The organism is Geothrix sp. SG200 (assembly GCF_022808935.1).
Taxonomy (GTDB): domain Bacteria; phylum Acidobacteriota; class Holophagae; order Holophagales; family Holophagaceae; genus Geothrix; species Geothrix alkalitolerans.
This window is the reverse complement of sequence record NZ_JAKZFR010000001.1, coordinates 1,073,066-1,090,547: the sequence shown is the minus strand read 5'-3', so window position 1 is coordinate 1,090,547 and position 17,482 is coordinate 1,073,066. Positions and strand designations below refer to the sequence as shown.

Genomic DNA, 17,482 nt, shown 5'->3' with positions numbered 1-17,482 from the left:
AGGCCCTCGAGGGCCTCTTGAGACGTTTCATGCAACTAAGCCACCTCCTCCAGTCGCGGGCCAAGCGCAGGAACCTCAGGGTCCTGGCGCACGGGCGCCGGATCGTCTTCCTCATGCTCCCCCTGGGCGCCTTCACCGGGTGGGTGATGGGCCTGGCCGCGGCCGCCTACCTCGCCCTCTTCGATTGGTTCAGGGAGAGCCTGACCCGGAACCATCTCGTTCTCCTGCTTCCCTTGATCGGCCTGCCCCTCGCCACCACGATCCTGGCCCTGGGCGGGGTCGGCGAGGTGACCTTGGCCGAAGACATCGAGATCTCCCACAAGGACCCCTACCGGGCCTTCCCTTTCCGGACCTCGTTCATCAAGGTGCTGGCCTGCTTCGCCACCATCTTCCTCGGGGGAAGCGCGGGCCTGGAAGGGCCGGGAAAGTGGTTCGGCGCCGCCATCGGGCTCCAGTGCCACCGGCTGGTCCGATCCCTGTCCCGCCGGCTCCAGTTCTTCCGCAGGCTCCTGATGGACGCGCACACCATGGTGGCCTGTGGCGCGGCGGGAGCCCTGGCCTCAGTCTTCCGGGCGCCGCTGAGCGCGGCCCTGTTCGCGGCCGAGCATGATGGCACCCTCCGTTCGCTCAACCTGGTGCCCACCCTGGTGGCCTCCGCCGCCGGCTACCTGGTCTTCGCCGCGATGATGGGGCACCAGCCCCTGCTCACCCTCACCCGGCCCTACACCCTGGCCTGGCACGAGATCTGGATGGCCCTTCCGCTTGGATTGGCCTGCGGCCTGGGCTCCAGTTTCTTCAGCGCCGCCCAGGCCACCTTCCGCAGGCGGCTCGCCTGGATCCCCCTTCCCCTGCGGGGACTGGCGGGTGGGGTGGGACTGGTGGTGCTCATGCTGCCGGGGCACCTCCTGCTGCCCGGCATTCCCGTGGCGCGGGGCGGGGGCGTGGAACTTGTGAACCACCTCCTGGCGACTCCGCCCGACCTGCGCATGGCCCTCATCTTCCTGGGCGTGAAGATCCTGGCCACCGCCCTGACCCTCGGGTCAGGCGGCATCGGGGGCACCTGGCTGCCGGCCGTGGCCATGGGTGCCTGTCTCGGCTCTGCCTTCGACGCCTGGTTCCTGCCGGGCTATCCCGGGCTGCTCACGATGCTCGGAGCCACGGCCTTCGCAGGGGCCTTCAACGAGACGATGCTGGTCCCAGTCGTGTTCCTGGCGGAGACCACGGCCCAGGCCGCCCTGGTGGTGCCTGCCCTCGTGGCCACCGCCGTGGCCTTCCTGGTGGCCCGTGAATGGGACTGAAGTCGTCACCCCTTCATAGCCTCGGTGCCCGTTCCGCTAATGCCGTCCCACGAACTCGTCCATGCTGCGGTTCACGCCGAAGAAGCCGAGCACGGCGTCAAAGAGGAAGGGCGGGAGCACGCGAATGACCGGCACGGTCATCACGAAGCGGGGCATGATCAGACGGGAGCGGTTCCCTTCAATGGCGCCGAGGATGCGCCGCACCACGTAGTCGGGCCTGAGGATGGGAAGCAGCCATGCGAAGCGGGTCTTCACGCCTTCGAACATGCCGGTGTCGATGAAGAAGGGGCACACCACCGTCGTGCGCACAGGACTCCCCAGGCGCCTCAGTTCCATGCGCAGGGATTCGTCAAAACCCACGGCGGCGAACTTCGAGGCGGAGTAGTCCACCAGGCGCGAGGTCCCCGCCAGTCCGGCGGCGGAGGCCACCGTGACGATGTGCCCTTTCCCCGCCGCCATCATGTCCGGCAGGAAGGCCCGCACAGTCCAGAAGTTCGCCAGGACGTTCACCTGGAAGGTACGCTCGATGGCCTCGTCGCTGCACTCCAGGAGCGTCTTCCCGGACACGATGCCCGCGTTGTTGATGAGGATGTCCACCCCGCCGCGGTGCTGGCGGATCTCCGCGCAGGCGGCCTGGACGGCCGCGCGTTCGGAGAGGTCCACCACGTAACCCTTGGCCTCCCAGCCCTTGGCCAGGATCGCCTCGCAGAGCGCATCCAGGCCCTTGGCGTCCCGGTCCAACAGGCTCACGCGGGCGCCGCGAGCGGCCACTCCCAGGGCCATGAGCCGGCCCAGGCCGCTGGCCGCACCGGTGATGAGGACGTGGGCGCCGCGAAACTGAGTCATCGAAAGCCTCGGGATGGGTGGCCCCATCCTATCAGCCGGGATCAGAGAATGAAGGTTCCCTCCAGGACCTTCACGGCCCGGCCGCCGATGGCCACCCGGTCGCCCCGAAGCTCGCAGATCAGTTCCCCGCCCCGCGGTGAGACCTGCAAGGCCCGCAGCCTTGAGCGTCCCAACCGCCGGGCCCAGAAGGGGACCAGCGTGCTATGGGCGCTCCCGGTGACAGGATCCTCAGGAACGCCAACCCGTGGCCCGAAGAACCGCGACACGAAATCCGCCGTGTCGCCGGGGGCCGTGGCCACCACCGCGAAGTCGTCCATGCGCGCCACCGCCGTCATGTCTGGGCTCAGGTTCCTCACGGCGGCTTCGTTCTCGAGAACGGCCACCAGATCTCGCGCCTTCCAGACTTCCACCACGGCTGCGCCGAGGGCTTCCTCCAGGCCTGGCAGCGGCGCCACAGCCACCGGCGGGCGGCTGGGAAAGTCCAGCACCAGCAGGTCCCCCTGGCGGTCCACCGCCAAGGGACCGCTGCGTGACTGGAAGGTGATCCTGACCAGGCCTGGATCCTGCTCGAACAGCACGTGGGCCGACGCCAGGGTGGCATGACCGCAGAGATCCACCTCGCAGGCGGGTGTGAACCAGCGAATGCGCCAACCCTCCGGTTCCCGCACCACGAAGGCGGTCTCCGCCAGGTTGTTCTCTGCGGCGATGGCCTGCAGGATCGCCTCGGGAAGCCAGCCGTCCAGCAGCATCACTGCCGCTGGGTTTCCGGCGAAAGCGCGGTTTGCGAAGGCATCGATCTGGTAGATGGGGAGTCGCATGACCTCTGGATACCACGGATCCAGGGAATCAGCGCTGAGCTTCCTCCAAGGCCCCCTGGGCCGCTTCCCAGTCGCTCATGGCATAGGCCAGGTCCGCTTCCAGCGTCTTCTGGGCATCCAGCTTGGCGCTGAAGGCCTGCCAGTCGGCAGGGTCCATGGCGGCCATCTCTTTCTGGAGGCCCGCCAGCTTCGCTTCCAGCTCCGCCACCCTGGCCTCGGCCTCGGTCACGTGCTTCTCGAAGCGCTTGATGGCCCGCTGCTTGTCCTTGTCGATGGGTTTGGGAGTCTGAGCCTGCGGCTTGACCGGCCTCTGCAGGTTCGCAGCAGAGCTAGGCTTCGCCTGGGGCGAAGCCGGTTTCCGGGCAGGCTCGGGGTCGGGGCTCCCGCTCCCTCCGCCGGACGCGCCGCGCCCCGTGCGCCGCTCCCGCTCGCCCTTCGGGCTCTCGGAGTCGGAGCCTCCGTCCGCACTCAGATCCAGGTCCACCCAGGCCTGGTGATCCTCATAGCCGCCTTCGCGGAACTCGGCCCGGCCTTCGTGGATGCGCAGCAGCGAATCAGCCACGCGGCCCAGCAGGTAGCGGTCATGGGTCACCACGATGGCCGCGCCGGTGAAGCTCAGGATGGTGTCCTCCATGGCTTCCATGCTGGGGATGTCCATGTGGTTGGTGGGTTCGTCCAGCAGCAGCAGGTTCACGCCCTGGCGGATGAGGGTGGCGATGCTGAGCCGGGCGCGCTCGCCGCCGGAGAGGGCCGTCACGGGCTTGTCCACGTCATCGCCGCGGAACTGGAACTTGGCCAGGAAGCCGAGCACGTCCTGCTTCAGGGCCTGGGGGTTCACGGCGTGGATCTGCTGGAACACGGTGTTGCGCGGGTCCAGGTTCTTGTGGTGCTGGTCGAAGTAGCCCAGCTTCACCTGGCTGCCCAGGCGGGCCCAGCCGGTGATGAAGGGGATCTCCTCAGAGATGGCCTTCAGCAGCGTGGACTTGCCGGTGCCGTTGAGGCCCACGATGCCCATCTTCTGGCCACGCTTGATCTGGAGCTGCTCCAGCGGCGCATAGAGGGCCTTGCCGTTCCAGCCCACGCTGGCGTTCTCCAGCACCAGGGCCACGTCGCCGCTGCGCTGGGTCTCGGGGAAGCTGAACTTCACCTTCCGCCGGTCCCGCAGGGGTTTCTGGATGCGTTCCAGCTTGGCGAGGTGGGTGCGGCGGCCCCGGGCCTGCTTGGTGTTCTGGCCCGCGATGTTGCGGCGGATGTACTCTTCCTGGTTCTTGATGTAGGCCTGCTGCTGCTCATAGTGGCGCTCCAGCAGCTCGAGCTCCTGCTCCTTCTTCTCCATGAACTCGGAGTAGTTGCCGTCGTAGGCCCGGGAACGGCCCAGTTCCAACTCCAGGATCTCGGTGGCGATCTTGTCCAGGAAGTAGCGATCGTGGCTGATGACGGCCACCGTGGCGTCCGTGTCCTGGATGAACGACTCAAGCCAGCGCAGGCTGGGCAGGTCCAGGTGGTTCGTGGGCTCGTCCAACAGCAGCAGGTCCTGCCCCTGGAGGATGGCCTTGGCAAGCATGACGCGGCTCTTCTGGCCGCCGGACAGGGTTTCCACGGGACGCTCAAAGTCCGCGGAACCGAAGCCCAGCGCCTGGAGGATGCTCTCGGCGCGGGCGCGGATGGTGAAGCCGTCGAGGTGCTCGAAGGCTTCCGTCACCTTCTGGTAGCGGGCCATCACCTCATCGAGGTCGGAGCCCGCTTCGCCCATGCGGTGCTCCAGCTCGCGCATCTCGTGCTGCAGCTTCTCCACGTCGCCAAAGGCCGCCAGCGCCTCCTCCAGCACGCTGCCCCGGGTCTCCGGGACCAGGTCCTGGGCGTAGTGGCCCATGCGGATGCCGCGCTCCTTCGTGGGCTTCACCACCGTGCCGCTGTCGGCTTCCAATTCGCCCAGCAGGAGCTTGAAGACGGTGCTCTTGCCTGCGCCGTTGCGGCCAATGACGCCCCAGCACTCGCCCTCCTGGATGGCCCAGGTCACATCCTTCAGCACCTCCTGGGGGCCGAAGCGGAGATCGACATGGTTGAGAGAAGCGAGCATGTGGTTTCGGCTTTCGGCTTTCGGCTATCAGCTATCGGTGGGAGGTTCGCTGACAGCTGATAGCTGAAGCCTGACAGCAAGAAGGCCACCTTTCGGTGGCCTTCGTTTGGTGGAGCCAATCGGGATCGAACCGACGACCTCTTGCATGCCATGCAAGCGCTCTCCCAGCTGAGCTATGGCCCCAATGGGGAAGACCCAGTATCACACTCCTTTGCGGCTTCCGCAAGCACAGATCATCGGGGTGCCAGGCGGAGCTTCTGGCCCGTCTTGACACGGTCGCCCTTCATCCGGTTCCAGGCCTTGAGATCCTTGGGATCCAGACCGTACTTCCGGCCGATGGCAGCGAGCGTCTCACCGCGATGGACAACGTGGATGCGGGGCGTGGCTTCCGTCTTTCCAGTGGCACCGACCCCCTTGGCGCCAGGCAGCAGCACGCTGTCCCCGGGGTGCAGAGCCTTCACGGCTTCCGGGTTGAGTCGCATGAGCTCGCCCAGTGAGATCTTCCGGGCCCGGGCGATCTTGGCGAGGGTGTCGCCTGGCTTGGCTCGGTAGGTGGTATCGGTGGATGTCGGCTCGGAGGATGAGGCGTCGGTCCGATCGGCCTTGGCTACGGAACCGGGCCCGCCCGCGGATGCCGGAGGAGGAGCCTCGGGCCGGGCGGGAACTTGAGCAACCGCGGCGGCGGTGCCGCTGCCTCCTTCGACTGCCGGAGCCGGAGCGCCATCCGGAGGAGGGGCGGATACCAGGGGAACGACCGGGAGGGGATCCAGGGGCCGATCGCCCAGCAGCTTCACGCGTTCGATCCTGGGCGCGAGGTCCCGCGCATCCAGAAGCAGGCTGGGCGCCGGAGGAATCAGCAAACGCCTCCCAGGCTTGAACTGCCGGGCGGTGATGTCATTGGCATCGAGCAGGTCATCGGGTGTCAGTCTGAACCGTTTCGCGACTTTCACGAGGGTGTCGCCCCGCCGGACGGTGTAGTGCTGGAAATTCAGCCGCCGTCCGGCCGGCATGCGGGCAAGCTGCCGAATGCACTCCAGCGCCTTGCCCGGGGGCACGCGGAGGGTGTAGCTGCCTGGAGGCGTAGAGCCTCTCAGCAGCTCGGGGTTCAGGGCCTTCAGGGTGGAGGCGTCCGTCCCGGCGCACCTGGCCAGCACCGCTAGACTGGTCTGGTTGGGGACGGGAACCGTCTCGTAGACATAAGGCGCAAGCGGAGCGATGTTGAGGCCGTACCGGGCTGGGTTTCGCCCCACCAGGATCGCCGCGCAGAGCTCCGGCACGTAGTTCTTGGTCTCGGTGCGCAGCCAGCGGGAGCGGGCCAGGTCCCAGAAGTTGCGCGTGCCCACGTTCTGGATGGCGCGCTCCAGGGTCAGGGGGCCGGCGTTGTAGCCGGAGGCCGCCAGGTACCAGTCCCCGGAAATCTCGTAGAGGCGCTTCAGATAGCGGGCCGCGGCCCGGGCGGACTTGACCGGATCGCGCCGTTCTTCGATCCAGGCATTGGCGGTCAGCCCGTAGATCCGCCCGGTGGAGCGGATGAACTGCCACATGCCCACGGCCTTGGCCCGGCTCTTGGCTTCGTTGCGGAAGCCCGATTCGATGACCGCGAGGTAGGCCAGGTCCGAAGGAACGCCCTCCTCGGCGAAGACTTGCCGGATCATGGGCATGTACACCGAGGCGCGACCCAGGGCGTTCTCCATGAAGCCGCGCTTGGTGGTGGTGAAGACGCTTACCCAGGTGAGCACCTTGTCGTTCAGGTCGATGGGGAAGTCATAGGTCGCCCCCTGTTCGGCCGCGCGCACCTTCTCCAGCTCACTCTTGAGCTCCTCGCCGCTGATGGAGATCACCTCCTCGGCGGCCTTCAGCCCGGGTTCTGCCTCTCCCGGCGCCTCGGGCTCTTCCGCACCCAACTGGTCCTGCACTTCCTTCAGGCGCTGGATCAGCTCCAGCACCTCCGGCCTGCGGAGCAGCTCGGGAGACCAATCGGCCATGAGGACGTCGGCCTCATCCGAGCGGGTTCCGGCCGTGTCTTCATCGTCCGCCTCCAGAGCCTTCTCGGCGGCCTCGACCAGGGAGCGCAACCGCGCGATCCGCGTCGCATCGGATTCGGGCGCCCGGGCGGGAGCGACCACCACCTGGGGCACTCCCGGAGGCTGGGCGGACGGCAACGGTCCCGGGACCGGCACCGTCCCCCAGAGCAGGGCTGTCAGAAGCGGAAACGGCATGAGCCTAGTGGCTTTCCGCGCTCACCAGGGCTTCGTAGGCGGCGGCGTCCAGCAGGTCGGCGGAAAGGGCGCCGGCCAGCTTGATCTTGACCATCCAGCCCTTGCCGTAGGGATCCTCATTCACGGCTTCCGGATGGTCGGCCAGGGCCGCGTTCACCTCGAGGACTTCGCCAGCGGAGGGCATGTTCAACTCGGACACCGTCTTCACGGACTCCACCGTGCCGAACTCCTCGCCAGCTCCGAAGGAGGCGCCTGCCTCCGGCAGGTCCACGAACACCACGTCGCCCAAGGCGTCCTGCGCGTAATGGGTAATGCCCACCAGCGCGGTGCCGTCGCCCGCGGGCTTCACCCACTCGTGGTCCTTGGTGTACTTCAGATCGGCAGGGAACATGAATCCTCCAGGTTGGTCTATGGGAACAGATAGCTGAGAGCTGATGGCCGAGTGCTACTTCTGGCGCTTGTAGAACGGCGTGGGGATGATCTCCGCATCCACCGCCCTGCCGCGGATCTCGATCTGGATCCGCCCGCCGACCTTGGCCAGCTCGGTGGGGACGTAGGCCAGACCCAGGTTGAAGCCGCAGGTGGGCGAGGGCGCGGCGCTGGTGACGAAGCCGATCTGCTTGCCGGCCTGAACCACGGGCATGTGGTCGCGGGCGATGTCGCGCTTCTCCAGGGTCTTGAAGCCCACCAGCTTCCTGGGCGCGGGTGCCGCCTTCGCCGCCAGCAGGGCCTCGCGGCCGATGAACCCGCCCTTGTCCAGCTTCACGATCCAGCCGAGCCCCGCCTCCAGGGCGTGGATGCTGTCATCGATTTCATGCCCGTAGAGGGCCATCTTGCACTCGAGGCGCAGGGTATTCCTGCAACCCAGACCCGCGGGAACGAGTCCAGCAGGCTTTCCGGCCGCCAGGACGGCATTCCAGAGCTTCTCCGTGTCCGCGGCGGCACAGTAGAGCTCGAAGCCGTCCTCGCCGGTATAGCCCGTGCGGCTGATGAGGCACTTGATCCCCGCCACCTCGCCATGGGTGAAGAAGTAGTAGCCGATGGGCTCGAGCTGGGTCTTCGTGAGGGGCTGGAGGATGCCCACCGCCAGCGGGCCCTGGAGGGCGATCTGGCCCGTGGCCGGGCTCTCGTTCACCACCGTGCAGTCGAACGCCGCGGCGTGCTTCTGAACCCAGGCGAAGTCCTTGTCGATGTTGCCGGCGTTCACCACCAGGAGGAATTCCTGCTCGCCCTCGCGGTAGACCAGCAGGTCGTCCACGAAGGTGCCGTTCTCATAGAGGAAGGCGGTGTAGTGCACCTGGCCCAAGGCCAGCTTGGAGACGGCGTTCGGGGTGAGGTGCTCCACCAGGGCCAGGGCTCCGGGGCCCTTCACGCGGAACTCCCCCATGTGGCTCACGTCGAAGAGGCCCGCCTTGGTCCTGACCGCTTCATGTTCCGCGATGATCCCTGTCGGATACTGGACGGGCATATCCCATCCGCCGAAGTCCACCATCTTGGCGTTCAGGGCGCGGTGGGCGGCGTTCAGAGGCGTCTTCATCAGCTCGGACACAGATACGGACATGGGGAACTCCGGTTGGGAAGCCCCAGTCTATCGCCGGGGAACCCAGGGCAGAAGGCCCGGTAATTCCCATCCCAGCCTCCACAGACCGCTCTCCTCCTGCCTTGTGATCAGGCGCACAGCCAGCGGCAGGACCAGCACGCCGGTATCCGCTGCGCGATCAAGTTCCTCGGCATAGGTTGCATCGATCTCGCGGGCCGCATCGAACCGGTCCACGTCCGTGCGGTGCACGAACAGGGCGATGGCGGCGCGGTGACCTTGGTGGACCATGGCCTGGAGTTCACGCAGGTGCTTGGTTCCACGTTCGGTCACAGCGTCGGGGAAGAGGGCCCAGGGGCCGTCCTTCAAGGTGGCGTTCTTCACCTCGATGAAGACCTGGCGGCCTTCTCCATCCTCGGCCAGCACATCGATGCGGCTGTTCTCAGCGCCGTATCTCACCTCCGTGCGCACCCCCTGCAAGCCAGGCAGCCCAGGCAGCGCATCCCACCGGGCGGCCTCGGCCACCACCCGGTTCGGCATGCCGGTCTCCACGCCCACCCAGCCGCCGGCCCGCTCCACCGCCAGCCAGGTGAACTTCAACTTGCGATTGGGATTCGAGGAGGGTTCCAGCAGCACCCGGTCCCCGGCCTCCCAGCACGTCTTCATGGAACCCGTGTTGGTGGTATGGGCGGTGACAATGGAACCATCCCCCAGCCGCACGTCCGCCAGGAACCGCTTGTAGCGCGTGATCAGCGATCCCGGCACCAGCCCGGACTTCTCGACCAGGATCATGGCCACTGGGCCAGGATGCGTTCCACGGCTTCCGACAGGTCCGCGGCCACCAGGTCGGCCATGGACCCATCCACCTCGACCCCATAGCCCGTGCGGACCAGGGCCACCCGACACCCCGCCCGGCGGCCGGCCTCCAGATCGATGGCCTTGTCTCCGACCATCCAGGACCCGGTCAGATCGAGATCATGCTCTTCCGCCGCTTTCAGCAGCATGCCCGGGTTCGGCTTGCGGTCCGGGTGGTCCGCCACGGCATACTCCCCCTGCCCCTTCTCGTGGTGGGGGGCGGCGTACACCGCGTCGATCCAGGCGTTCTCCATGGCAAGCAGCGTCCCCATGCGGCTCATGACGGCGGCGAAATCCTGCCATCCGTACTTCCCCCGCCCGATCCCGCTCTGGTTCGTGACCACCACCACCGGAATGCCCTTGGCATTGAGACGGGCCACGGCCGCTGCAGAGCCCGGAATCATCGCCAGGCGGTCCGGTTCGCTGAGGTAATCCACCTCCTCGTTGAGGGTGCCGTCACGATCCAGGAACACTGCTGCCTTCACGGGGCCTCCTCCCGGTTCAAACAGGGACTGGAGCAGGATGCCAGAGATGGCACACTGTTGGGCCGCTCCGAGGTTCCCCCCATGATCGACAAGCGCATCAGCACCGCCCTGGAAGCCGTGAAGGACATCCCCGACGGGGCCCACCTCGCCGTAGGCGGCTTCGGCCTCTGCGGCATCCCAGAGCACCTCATCGCCGCCCTGGCCCAGACCGGCGTCAAGGGTCTGACCTGCTATTCCAACAATGCCGGCGTGGATGATTTCGGCCTGGGCATCCTCCTCCAGAACCGCCAGATCCACAAGATGGTCAGCAGCTATGTGGGCGAGAACGCCGAATTCGCCCGCCAGTTCCTCAGCGGCGAGTTGGAGGTGGAGCTGGTGCCCCAGGGCACCCTGGCGGAACGCATGCGGGCCGGTGGCGCCGGCATTCCAGCCTTCTTCACGCCCACGGGCGCCGGCACGAAGGTGGCGGAAGGGAAGGAAACCCGGCAGTTCCATGGGCGCGATTGCGTGCTGGAACAGGGCATCTTCGCCGATTTCGCCCTGGTGAAAGCCTGGAAGGCGGACCGCCTGGGCAACCTCGTCTACCGGAAGACCGCCCGCAACTTCAACCCGATGGCCGCCACCTGCGGCAAGGTCTGCATCGCGGAGGTGGAGGAGATCGTCGAGGTGGGTGAACTGGATCCCGATGCCATCCACACCCCCGGCATCTTCGTCCACCGGCTCGTGCTGGGAACAGCCTACGAGAAGCGGATCGAGAAGGTGGTGACGCGCGTCAGTCCATCCGGAGGCTGAGCCGGACGATGGTTCCGTGAGGGGCGGCCATGAGCTCGACGGCGCCCCCGTAGGCGGTCATGAGCTGGGCACAGGACGGCAAACCAGCCCCGGGGCGTCGCCCCGGCTCCGGGGCCGGAGCCTCGGGCCGCAGCCCTGACAAGGGTTCGAACGCCCGCTCCAGGAGTTCCGGAGCGATGGGACCACCGTCGTCCTCCAATTCAAGGCGGAAGTGCCGTTTCCCTCCCCAGGAGCGCAGCTGGATCCGGCTCGTGGCGCCTCCCAGTGCATGGGCCACGAGGTGCCCCAGCACGTCCGAGAAATCGGTGGAAACCCCGAAGATCAGGTCCCTGGGGGCCTGGAGGTTGAGTTCCATCGGGAATTCCGGAGGGAGCGTCCCGTCCACGTGCAATATCTCCAGTTCCTGATGGATCAGGTCGTGCAGGTGGATCCACTCCGGGGCGCTGGCTTCGACCTGACCCGTCCGGCGGAGCAGGACCCGAACCAGGTCGTCCACCTGGGCGATGGCGCGGCGGATCGATTCCATGGAACGCTGGCAGGCCTCCCGCTCGTCGGGAGGCGGGATGTCGGCCCGCTCCATATGGACGGACAGGACGTGGCTCTCCTCCTTCAGGGTCCGAACCGGCATCTGGAGGCGCTGGGCCATCTGGAGGAAGAGGGCGCCGAGGGCGGTCTTCCGGTCCTGGGCCACCAAGGCACGCTGGGCGTTCTTGAGCGCCGCATAGGTGGATTCGAGCCCCTCGTAGCTGGTGCTGAGGGCCCGACTGGTCTCGTCCAGGTGGCTGATGAGTTCGGCGTTCTCCACTGTGACCTGGAGGCTGCCGGCATAGAGGGCGGCCAGCTCCATCTCGAAGGCCTGGAAAGCCGCGCCGGAGCGATCCGCCGCGAGGAACCCCCAGAGCCGGTCCTCGCCGGAGCGGCTGCGAAGGGGCAGCAGCAGCGCCTGGGCCCTCGGGTCCCACAATCCCAGATCGATCCCCTGCTCCCAGGCTGCAGTCTGCCGGAGCTCCGTGTTCATGAGGACCAGGCCGGCCGGAAGCGCCTCGACTCCGGTGGCCAGGGGCTGCTCCCTCGGCAGCACGGGCGTCTCCACCATCCCATCGGAACCCCAGGTCCAGCCTTGGAAATAGGCCCCGCTCGAGTGGAGATGGTAGGTGGTCAGGTGCTCAAGGCTCAGTTCTTCCCGCATCTGCCCCAGGATCCGCGAGCGGATCTCGTCCACGTCCCTGAGGGGAATGGTCTCCCTGCTGAGGGCCAGCAGCCTTGAGAGGTGGTGGCTGCGCTGCTCCAGCACGGCCTGCACCTCCAGGAGCTTCCGGTTGCCCTCCTGCGCCTCCCGAAGCTGGGCCTCCAGATGGTCGACCACCTGATGGGTGAACTGCCGGAGGGCCGCGCCTTCCCGCCCCTGCTCGAGGCGATCACGCTGTCCGCCGAGGTAGGCCTCGACCTGACCCACAAACAGGAACGGATCGATGGGTTTGGAGATGAATCCATCGCAGCCGGTCACCAGCGCGGTCTCCCGGTCGCTGCGCATGGTCTTGGCCGTGAGGGCGACAATCAGCACGCCGTTCATGGACGGGTTCTGGCGCAGCTTGGTGGCCACCTCGAACCCTGAAAGGCCAGGCAAGTTGATGTCCAGCAGGATCAGGGCCGGCTTAAGCTGCACGGCCATCTCGTACCCCTTCAGGCCGTCGTCCGCCCAGTGCGGCTCGAACCCCGCCTGGGAAAGCAGACGGTGGACCAGCCGCCAGTTCATGGCGTTGTCCTCGATGCATAGGATCTTCCGGAGGTCCCCGGTCATGCCGCCACCCCGGAGACCAGGGGCAGCTCCACCTCGAAGACGCTGCCCTCCCCCTTGCGGCTGGAGGCCCGGATGCGGCCGTTCATGAGGCCCATGAACCGCTGGCTGATGGCCAGGCCCAAGCCCGTCCCGCCGAAGCGCCGCGAGATGCTCCCATCCACCTGCTGGAACGGCTTGAACAGGCGGCCCAGATCCTCTTCCGTCATGCCGATGCCCGTGTCCTCGATACGGACGAGGAAGCGGCCTCCGACGGCCTCCGCAGTGATCCGCACCGAGCCGCTTTCGGTGAACTTGACCGCGTTGCCCACGAGATTCGTGAAGACCTGCCGGAGCCGGTCCCGGTCCCCCATGACGCGAAACAGGCCGTCGGGACGCTGGTATTCCAGGGTGATGGGGCGGCCCTGGACTAGGCCTGCCGCCATGGCTTTCACTTCGTCCAGCAATGCCACGGGATCCACCTCCTCGAGGTCCAGGGCCATCTTGCCTGCTTCGATCTTGGAGAGGTCGAGAATCGAGTCGATCAGACCCAGAAGGGACCGCCCGTTTTGGTAGATGATCTGAAGATCCTCTTTAACCTCCTCCCCCAGCCTTCCGCTGGGATCCTGCATGAGCATGCCCGAGAATCCGATGATGGAGTTCAGGGGGGTCCGCAGTTCGTGGCTCACGTTCGCCAGGAATTCGTCCTTCAGGCGGTCCACCTCCTTCAGCTTCTGGTAGCTGGTGAGCAGGCTGTCATTGAGATCCCGCAGCTCCCGGGTCTTCTCCTGGACCTTCTCCTCCAGGGTGCTGGCCCAGGCCTTTAGCTCCATCCGGCTCTGCTCCAGCCCGCGGGTGCGCTCCTGGACGAGCTGCTCGAGGTTGGCGCGGATCTCCTCCAGTTCCCAGATGGTTTCCATGAGCTGGCGGGTGCGCTCCTGGACGCGGTATTCCAGCAGGCGGTTCTGGCGCTCGATCTCGTCCCGGGAAACGCGCAGCTTGTCGGTCATCACCTCGAAGGATTGGCTCAGGTCCTGGATCTCGTCTCGCGTGGAGACCTTCACGGAGACCGTCTCCAGGTGGCCCTGGGCCACTTTCTGGGCGGCCTCGGTCAACTGGATCACCGGCCGGAGGTAGCGGTTCGACAGGAAGATCGCCGCTCCGATGCCCAGCACCAGGGTCACCAGGCCCACGGCCAGACTCGCGCGGATGTTCTCCCGGACGGCCCGCTGGATCCCCTCGGTGGTGAAGCCGAGCACGAGGGTGCCCACCTGGTCGGCCCGCGGCTCCTCGTAGAAGACCGGCGCCACGGCCACCAGCATGTTGCTTTCCCGGCGGGTGTACGTGTGGGAGATCCCATCCCGCAGCACCTGGCCCGTGGCCCACTCGGGGGTGGTCGGCGTGCTGTCCAGGGCTTCCCCGTCGTAGCCGTAGACAGCGCTGAACCGGAAGGAGGGGATGTTCTGGACGCCCTGGAGCACCTTGGCGATGTCCCGGGTGTTCCCCTTGCTCACCGCCGGGCCCAGGGCATAGCTGGCCGTCTCGGCCACCTGGCGGGCGCTCAGTTCAGCCTGGGCGCGGATCTGCTGTTCCACCCACCGCGGGTAGTAGAGCAGGTTGAAGGCGATGAACGAGAGGACCAGGATGCTGATGACAGCGCTCAGCTTGGTCTTGATGGACAAGCGGTACATGCAGGGGCCCGGGGAAGCGGCTTCCAGCCTAACAGTAGCGCTACAACTTGAAGAGGTTCACCTCTCGGTTGAGCATGTGGACCTGGACCCCCAGCTGTTCCACGGCTCCGCTGGAGTCCTCGATGGCCCGTTCGCTCTCCAGGGCCTTGCCCAGCACCCGGTTCATGGTCTCCTTCAGGGACAGCACGTGGTTCTCCTGGCGGGCCAGGATCTCGTGGAGGCTGCTGGCCAGGGTCCTGACCTGCTCCGTGGCCTTCGCGATTTCATCGCTCCCCGCGCTCTGCTCCCGCGTCGAGTCCCGCACCACGCTGGTCGCCTGCTGGACGTTCATGGCCAGGGACAGGATGTGGTTGCTGGTCTGCTGCTGCTCGTCCATGACCGAGCGGATCGTCTCCACCTGGTGGTGGATGTTCCGGTTGGCCTCGTGGATCATGCTCGCCTGGCCGCCCTGCTGGAGGGTCTCGCTGAGGATGCTCTCCACGACCCGGTCCATGCCCCCGACGGATTCGAGGATGGCCCGGAGGGCCTCTTCGCTCTGGACCACGGATTCCGCCCCGTCCCGGACGGCGTCAATCCCCAGCTCCACCTGCTGGTAGGCCTTCCGGATCTCCGCCTGCAGGGTGCCGATGATCTGCTGGATCTCCTGGGTGGAACGTCCGGTCTGCTCGGCGAGTTCCTTGATCTCGTCGGCCACCACGGAGAACCCCTTGGCCTGCCCCTCCCCTGCCACGCCGCTCTGGGACGCGATGATGGCTGCGTTCAGGGCCAGCAGGTTGGTCTGCTGGGCGTGGCTTCCGATGTAGTCCAGGATCTTCGCGATGTCCGTTCCCTGCTGCAGCAGGGTGCGCGTGGTGCTCTGGAAGTCCTGGACGACCCGGTCGATCACCTGGATCTTGTCCCGGTTCCTCGCCACCAGCTCCATGCCCCGGGCCACGGTGTGGATCACGTTCTTGGCGTAGCGCCGGGCGATCTTCACGTTGTCGTCGATGGCAGAGGCGCTCTGCTCCAAGTTCTCCGCGAACTCGCGCGTGTGCTCGGCGTGACCGGCGAGGTGGTCGACGTTCTTGCCCACGTTCTTGATGGAGATGTCGAAGTCGCGGATGGCGGAGGTGATCCCCTCGACCACCAGCAGCAGCTCATCCATGCTCCGGTTGATCTGCTGCACGCTGGCGGCCATCTGGACGATGGTCGAGTTGGTGTTCTCGGAGGCCAGGCTCAGCTCCATGGAGCTGGCGCTGATGCTGATGGAGGTGTCCGTCAGCTCGTTGATCTCCTCATGGAACGATTCGATGAGCTCGCGCTGGCCATGGCTGGACTGGCGGACACCGTCCGCGGACTCCCGGATCGCGCTGGAGGCCCTGGCCAGGTCGCGACTGGCCGAACGGATCTGGACCACCATGCCCCGCAGGCTCCCCACCATGCGGCCGAAGCCTTCGGCCAGGGTTGCCACCTCGTCATCGCTGTAGACGGCTTCGAGGGTATCGATGCGCCCCTCCCCCACCCGCTTGGCGTTGCGGCTGAGCAGCAGCAGCGGCTGCTGCACGTCCCGGAGGATCAGCTGGATGAAGTAGATCAGGAAGATCCCGGCCAGGAGCAGGATGGCCAGGCTGGGCCGGAACGCCTTCCAGATGGCGTCCGCGTACTCGGCCTCGGGAATCACCGCCCGGAGCTTCGAACCGTCCGGGAGGGGCTGGATCACGACGATGTCTCCGCCTCCCCCCGGTTGGAGGCGGGAACCGAGCAGGTTCCCACCCTTGCTCGCAGGGAGCTGGAGCGAAATGCCGCCGCCGGTGCCCAGCCTCAGCGTGCCCATGAAGGCATCCAGGTCTTCCGGGGTGGTGTTCATCTCCTGCACGAAGGCCACGGAATCCTCGAGGTTGGCCAACTCGTTCCTGGCATAGCTCGTGACTTTGGTTCGGATGGAGGACTGGAGCGTGAGCCCCGACACCAGGAGGGAGAGCATGAGCACGCCCCCGGTCATGGCCAGGATGCCGAAGCCGAACTTCGCCCGCAGGCTGGTGGCGAAACGCGCATCCGATGCAGTGAACCCGGGCTGCCCGGCCATGAGCCGGTAGATCTTCATCAGGTTCTGCTTGGTCAGGAAGTACTGGCTGATGGCAGCCAGCGCCACCACAACCAGGAAAATGGCCGCCATGACCGAGCTCACCAGGATGCTCTGGCCCAGGCGCAGCTTCACCCATGAGTAGGCCCCGGCGCTCAGGCAGGCCCCAAGGTAGAGGAAGAGCAGCGAAGAAGTCTGGGGGAACCGGGTCAGGGAGCGGTAGAGGTCCGCCCTGAGAATTCCCCCCGCAAGGAGGCCGTCCAGGCGGTGGATCTGAAGCATCGAGGCCCCCACCGCCAGCGCCAGCAGGCCCGCCATGGAAGCCAGCCCCGGAAGGGTCAGCCGGAATTCCAGAGGCGCCGTGAGCACGAACAGCAGAAACCCCACCAGAAAGGCCGAAAGCCAGACCAGCCCCGTGCTCCGCTTCAGTCGGGTGAGCACCATGGCCAGGACGGACGCATCCACCTTGGCGGGAACCTCAGCCTTGAAATCAAGCTGGGGTCCAGAAATGGAATCGGGCTGCACCATACTCGCGTGTTTCGGCCAGAGCCCAGCCGTCCTGTAATTCCAGCCGGATGCCCCGCTCCGTCTCGAACACGAGGACGCCTCCCTCCGCCATCCAGGGCCTCAGCCGGGCCGCCATCCGGCCCCAGAGAGCCTCAGCCTGGTCGTAGGGAGGATCGAGGAAAACCACCGCCTGGTCGCGGAAGGCATTCCCGGGCAGTCGGCGGAAATCCACGCGCATCGTCTTGATTTCGGTCGCGTTGGCATTCTTCAGCAGGCAGGACCACCCGGGTTCGGCGGCCTCCACGCACGTGACTGGCCCGTACCCCCGGGAATACGCCTCGAGCCCCACCGCGCCGGTACCCGCGCACAGGTCGAGGAAAGGGCCCGGAGGCCATCGCTGGAGAATGGAGAAAAGCGCCTCGCGGGCCCGGTCGGAGGTCGGCCTGACCCGGAGATCGCCGGCCGGGGGGGCCGTCAGGCGCCGCCCTTTCAGGCTTCCGGCGATGATCCGCATG

At 66.7% G+C, this 17,482-nt stretch carries 14 protein-coding genes and 1 tRNA gene; 2 read left to right on the top strand and 13 right to left on the bottom strand.

From position 1 onward, the window contains the following. The first annotated feature begins 29 nt into the window (after nucleotides 1-29). Nucleotides 30-1,298, top strand: a complete 1,269-nt coding sequence (locus ML539_RS04845) for a chloride channel protein (RefSeq protein ID WP_243321173.1) — start codon at nucleotides 30-32, stop codon at nucleotides 1,296-1,298. A 36-nt stretch (nucleotides 1,299-1,334) separates the two neighbouring features. On the opposite strand, the gene ML539_RS04840 is transcribed toward ML539_RS04845, so the two are convergent. The 9 genes from ML539_RS04840 to ML539_RS04800 form a co-directional block, all read right to left on the bottom strand. After that, entirely contained in the window at nucleotides 1,335-2,144 is an 810-nt protein-coding gene (locus ML539_RS04840; protein ID WP_243321171.1) for an SDR family oxidoreductase, read from the bottom strand. Between the two features lie 41 nt (nucleotides 2,145-2,185). Next, nucleotides 2,186-2,962 (bottom strand): PhzF family phenazine biosynthesis protein, encoded by a 777-nt coding sequence (locus ML539_RS04835; RefSeq protein WP_243321169.1) that lies wholly within the window; start codon nucleotides 2,960-2,962, stop codon nucleotides 2,186-2,188. Nucleotides 2,963-2,990: 28 nt separating this feature from the next. Beyond that, nucleotides 2,991-5,042: an ABC-F family ATP-binding cassette domain-containing protein gene (locus ML539_RS04830; protein WP_243321167.1), complete on the bottom strand. Its 2,052-nt coding sequence runs from the start codon at nucleotides 5,040-5,042 to the stop codon at nucleotides 2,991-2,993. 107 nt (nucleotides 5,043-5,149) lie between these two features. Further along, nucleotides 5,150-5,225: transfer RNA gene (locus ML539_RS04825), tRNA-Ala, on the bottom strand. Nucleotides 5,226-5,275: 50 nt separating this feature from the next. Further along, the gene (locus tag ML539_RS04820; RefSeq protein WP_243321165.1) at nucleotides 5,276-7,261 is read right to left on the bottom strand and encodes a lytic transglycosylase domain-containing protein; all 1,986 of its coding nucleotides are present in this window, start codon (nucleotides 7,259-7,261) and stop codon (nucleotides 5,276-5,278) included. 4 nt (nucleotides 7,262-7,265) lie between these two features. Further along, complete coding sequence (gcvH, locus tag ML539_RS04815; protein ID WP_243321163.1) at nucleotides 7,266-7,652, bottom strand: glycine cleavage system protein GcvH; 387 nt, start codon at nucleotides 7,650-7,652, stop codon at nucleotides 7,266-7,268. A gap of 54 nt (nucleotides 7,653-7,706) precedes the next feature. After that, nucleotides 7,707-8,810 carry a glycine cleavage system aminomethyltransferase GcvT gene (gene gcvT / locus ML539_RS04810; protein WP_347710739.1) on the bottom strand — a complete coding sequence of 368 codons (1,104 nt, stop codon included), beginning with the start codon at nucleotides 8,808-8,810 and terminating at the stop codon, nucleotides 7,707-7,709. A gap of 39 nt (nucleotides 8,811-8,849) precedes the next feature. Next, the gene (gene sfsA / locus ML539_RS04805) at nucleotides 8,850-9,590 is read right to left on the bottom strand and encodes a DNA/RNA nuclease SfsA (protein ID WP_243321159.1); all 741 of its coding nucleotides are present in this window, start codon (nucleotides 9,588-9,590) and stop codon (nucleotides 8,850-8,852) included. Then, complete coding sequence (locus ML539_RS04800) at nucleotides 9,587-10,138, bottom strand: HAD family hydrolase (protein ID WP_243321157.1); 552 nt, start codon at nucleotides 10,136-10,138, stop codon at nucleotides 9,587-9,589. The genes sfsA and ML539_RS04800 overlap by 4 nt, the downstream gene beginning before the upstream one ends. A gap of 81 nt (nucleotides 10,139-10,219) precedes the next feature. Here ML539_RS04800 and ML539_RS04795 point away from each other — a divergent pair, with 81 nt between their 5' ends. Beyond that, nucleotides 10,220-10,930 carry a CoA transferase subunit A gene (locus tag ML539_RS04795; protein ID WP_243321155.1) on the top strand — a complete coding sequence of 237 codons (711 nt, stop codon included), beginning with the start codon at nucleotides 10,220-10,222 and terminating at the stop codon, nucleotides 10,928-10,930. Here ML539_RS04795 and ML539_RS04790 read toward each other — a convergent pair. Genes ML539_RS04790 through ML539_RS04775 form a run of 4 tightly spaced genes read right to left on the bottom strand, consistent with a single transcriptional unit; the run spans nucleotide 10,911 to nucleotide 17,481 of the window. Further along, a complete protein-coding gene (locus tag ML539_RS04790; protein ID WP_243321153.1) occupies nucleotides 10,911-12,731 on the bottom strand; it encodes a response regulator in 1,821 nt (606 codons plus the stop codon). The genes ML539_RS04795 and ML539_RS04790 overlap by 20 nt on opposite strands. Further along, complete coding sequence (locus tag ML539_RS04785; RefSeq protein WP_243321151.1) at nucleotides 12,728-14,389, bottom strand: ATP-binding protein; 1,662 nt, start codon at nucleotides 14,387-14,389, stop codon at nucleotides 12,728-12,730. The genes ML539_RS04790 and ML539_RS04785 overlap by 4 nt, the downstream gene beginning before the upstream one ends. Nucleotides 14,390-14,438: 49 nt before the next feature. Beyond that, nucleotides 14,439-16,988, bottom strand: coding sequence for a methyl-accepting chemotaxis protein (locus ML539_RS04780; RefSeq protein WP_243321149.1), 2,550 nt, complete (start codon nucleotides 16,986-16,988; stop codon nucleotides 14,439-14,441). Next, the gene (locus ML539_RS04775) at nucleotides 16,951-17,481 is read right to left on the bottom strand and encodes an RsmD family RNA methyltransferase (RefSeq protein WP_243321147.1); all 531 of its coding nucleotides are present in this window, start codon (nucleotides 17,479-17,481) and stop codon (nucleotides 16,951-16,953) included. Before ML539_RS04775 ends, ML539_RS04780 begins: the two co-directional genes overlap by 38 nt. Nucleotide 17,482 lies beyond the last annotated feature (1 nt).

Excerpts from the sequence above, each read along its gene's own strand:
- ML539_RS04795 (WP_243321155.1), top strand. The coding sequence starts at position 10,220 with ATGATCGACAAGCGCATCAGCACCGCCCTGGAAGCCGTGAAGGACATC.
- ML539_RS04780 (WP_243321149.1), bottom strand. The coding sequence starts at position 16,988 with ATGGTGCAGCCCGATTCCATTTCTGGACCCCAGCTTGATTTCAAGGCT.
- ML539_RS04835 (WP_243321169.1), bottom strand. The coding sequence starts at position 2,962 with ATGCGACTCCCCATCTACCAGATCGATGCCTTCGCAAACCGCGCTTTC.
- ML539_RS04830 (WP_243321167.1), bottom strand. The coding sequence starts at position 5,042 with ATGCTCGCTTCTCTCAACCATGTCGATCTCCGCTTCGGCCCCCAGGAG.
- ML539_RS04820 (WP_243321165.1), bottom strand. The coding sequence starts at position 7,261 with ATGCCGTTTCCGCTTCTGACAGCCCTGCTCTGGGGGACGGTGCCGGTC.
- ML539_RS04845 (WP_243321173.1), top strand. The coding sequence starts at position 30 with ATGCAACTAAGCCACCTCCTCCAGTCGCGGGCCAAGCGCAGGAACCTC.
- gcvH (WP_243321163.1), bottom strand. The coding sequence starts at position 7,652 with ATGTTCCCTGCCGATCTGAAGTACACCAAGGACCACGAGTGGGTGAAG.
- ML539_RS04775 (WP_243321147.1), bottom strand. The coding sequence starts at position 17,481 with ATGCGGATCATCGCCGGAAGCCTGAAAGGGCGGCGCCTGACGGCCCCC.
- ML539_RS04840 (WP_243321171.1), bottom strand. The coding sequence starts at position 2,144 with ATGACTCAGTTTCGCGGCGCCCACGTCCTCATCACCGGTGCGGCCAGC.
- ML539_RS04790 (WP_243321153.1), bottom strand. The coding sequence starts at position 12,731 with ATGACCGGGGACCTCCGGAAGATCCTATGCATCGAGGACAACGCCATG.
- sfsA (WP_243321159.1), bottom strand. The coding sequence starts at position 9,590 with ATGATCCTGGTCGAGAAGTCCGGGCTGGTGCCGGGATCGCTGATCACG.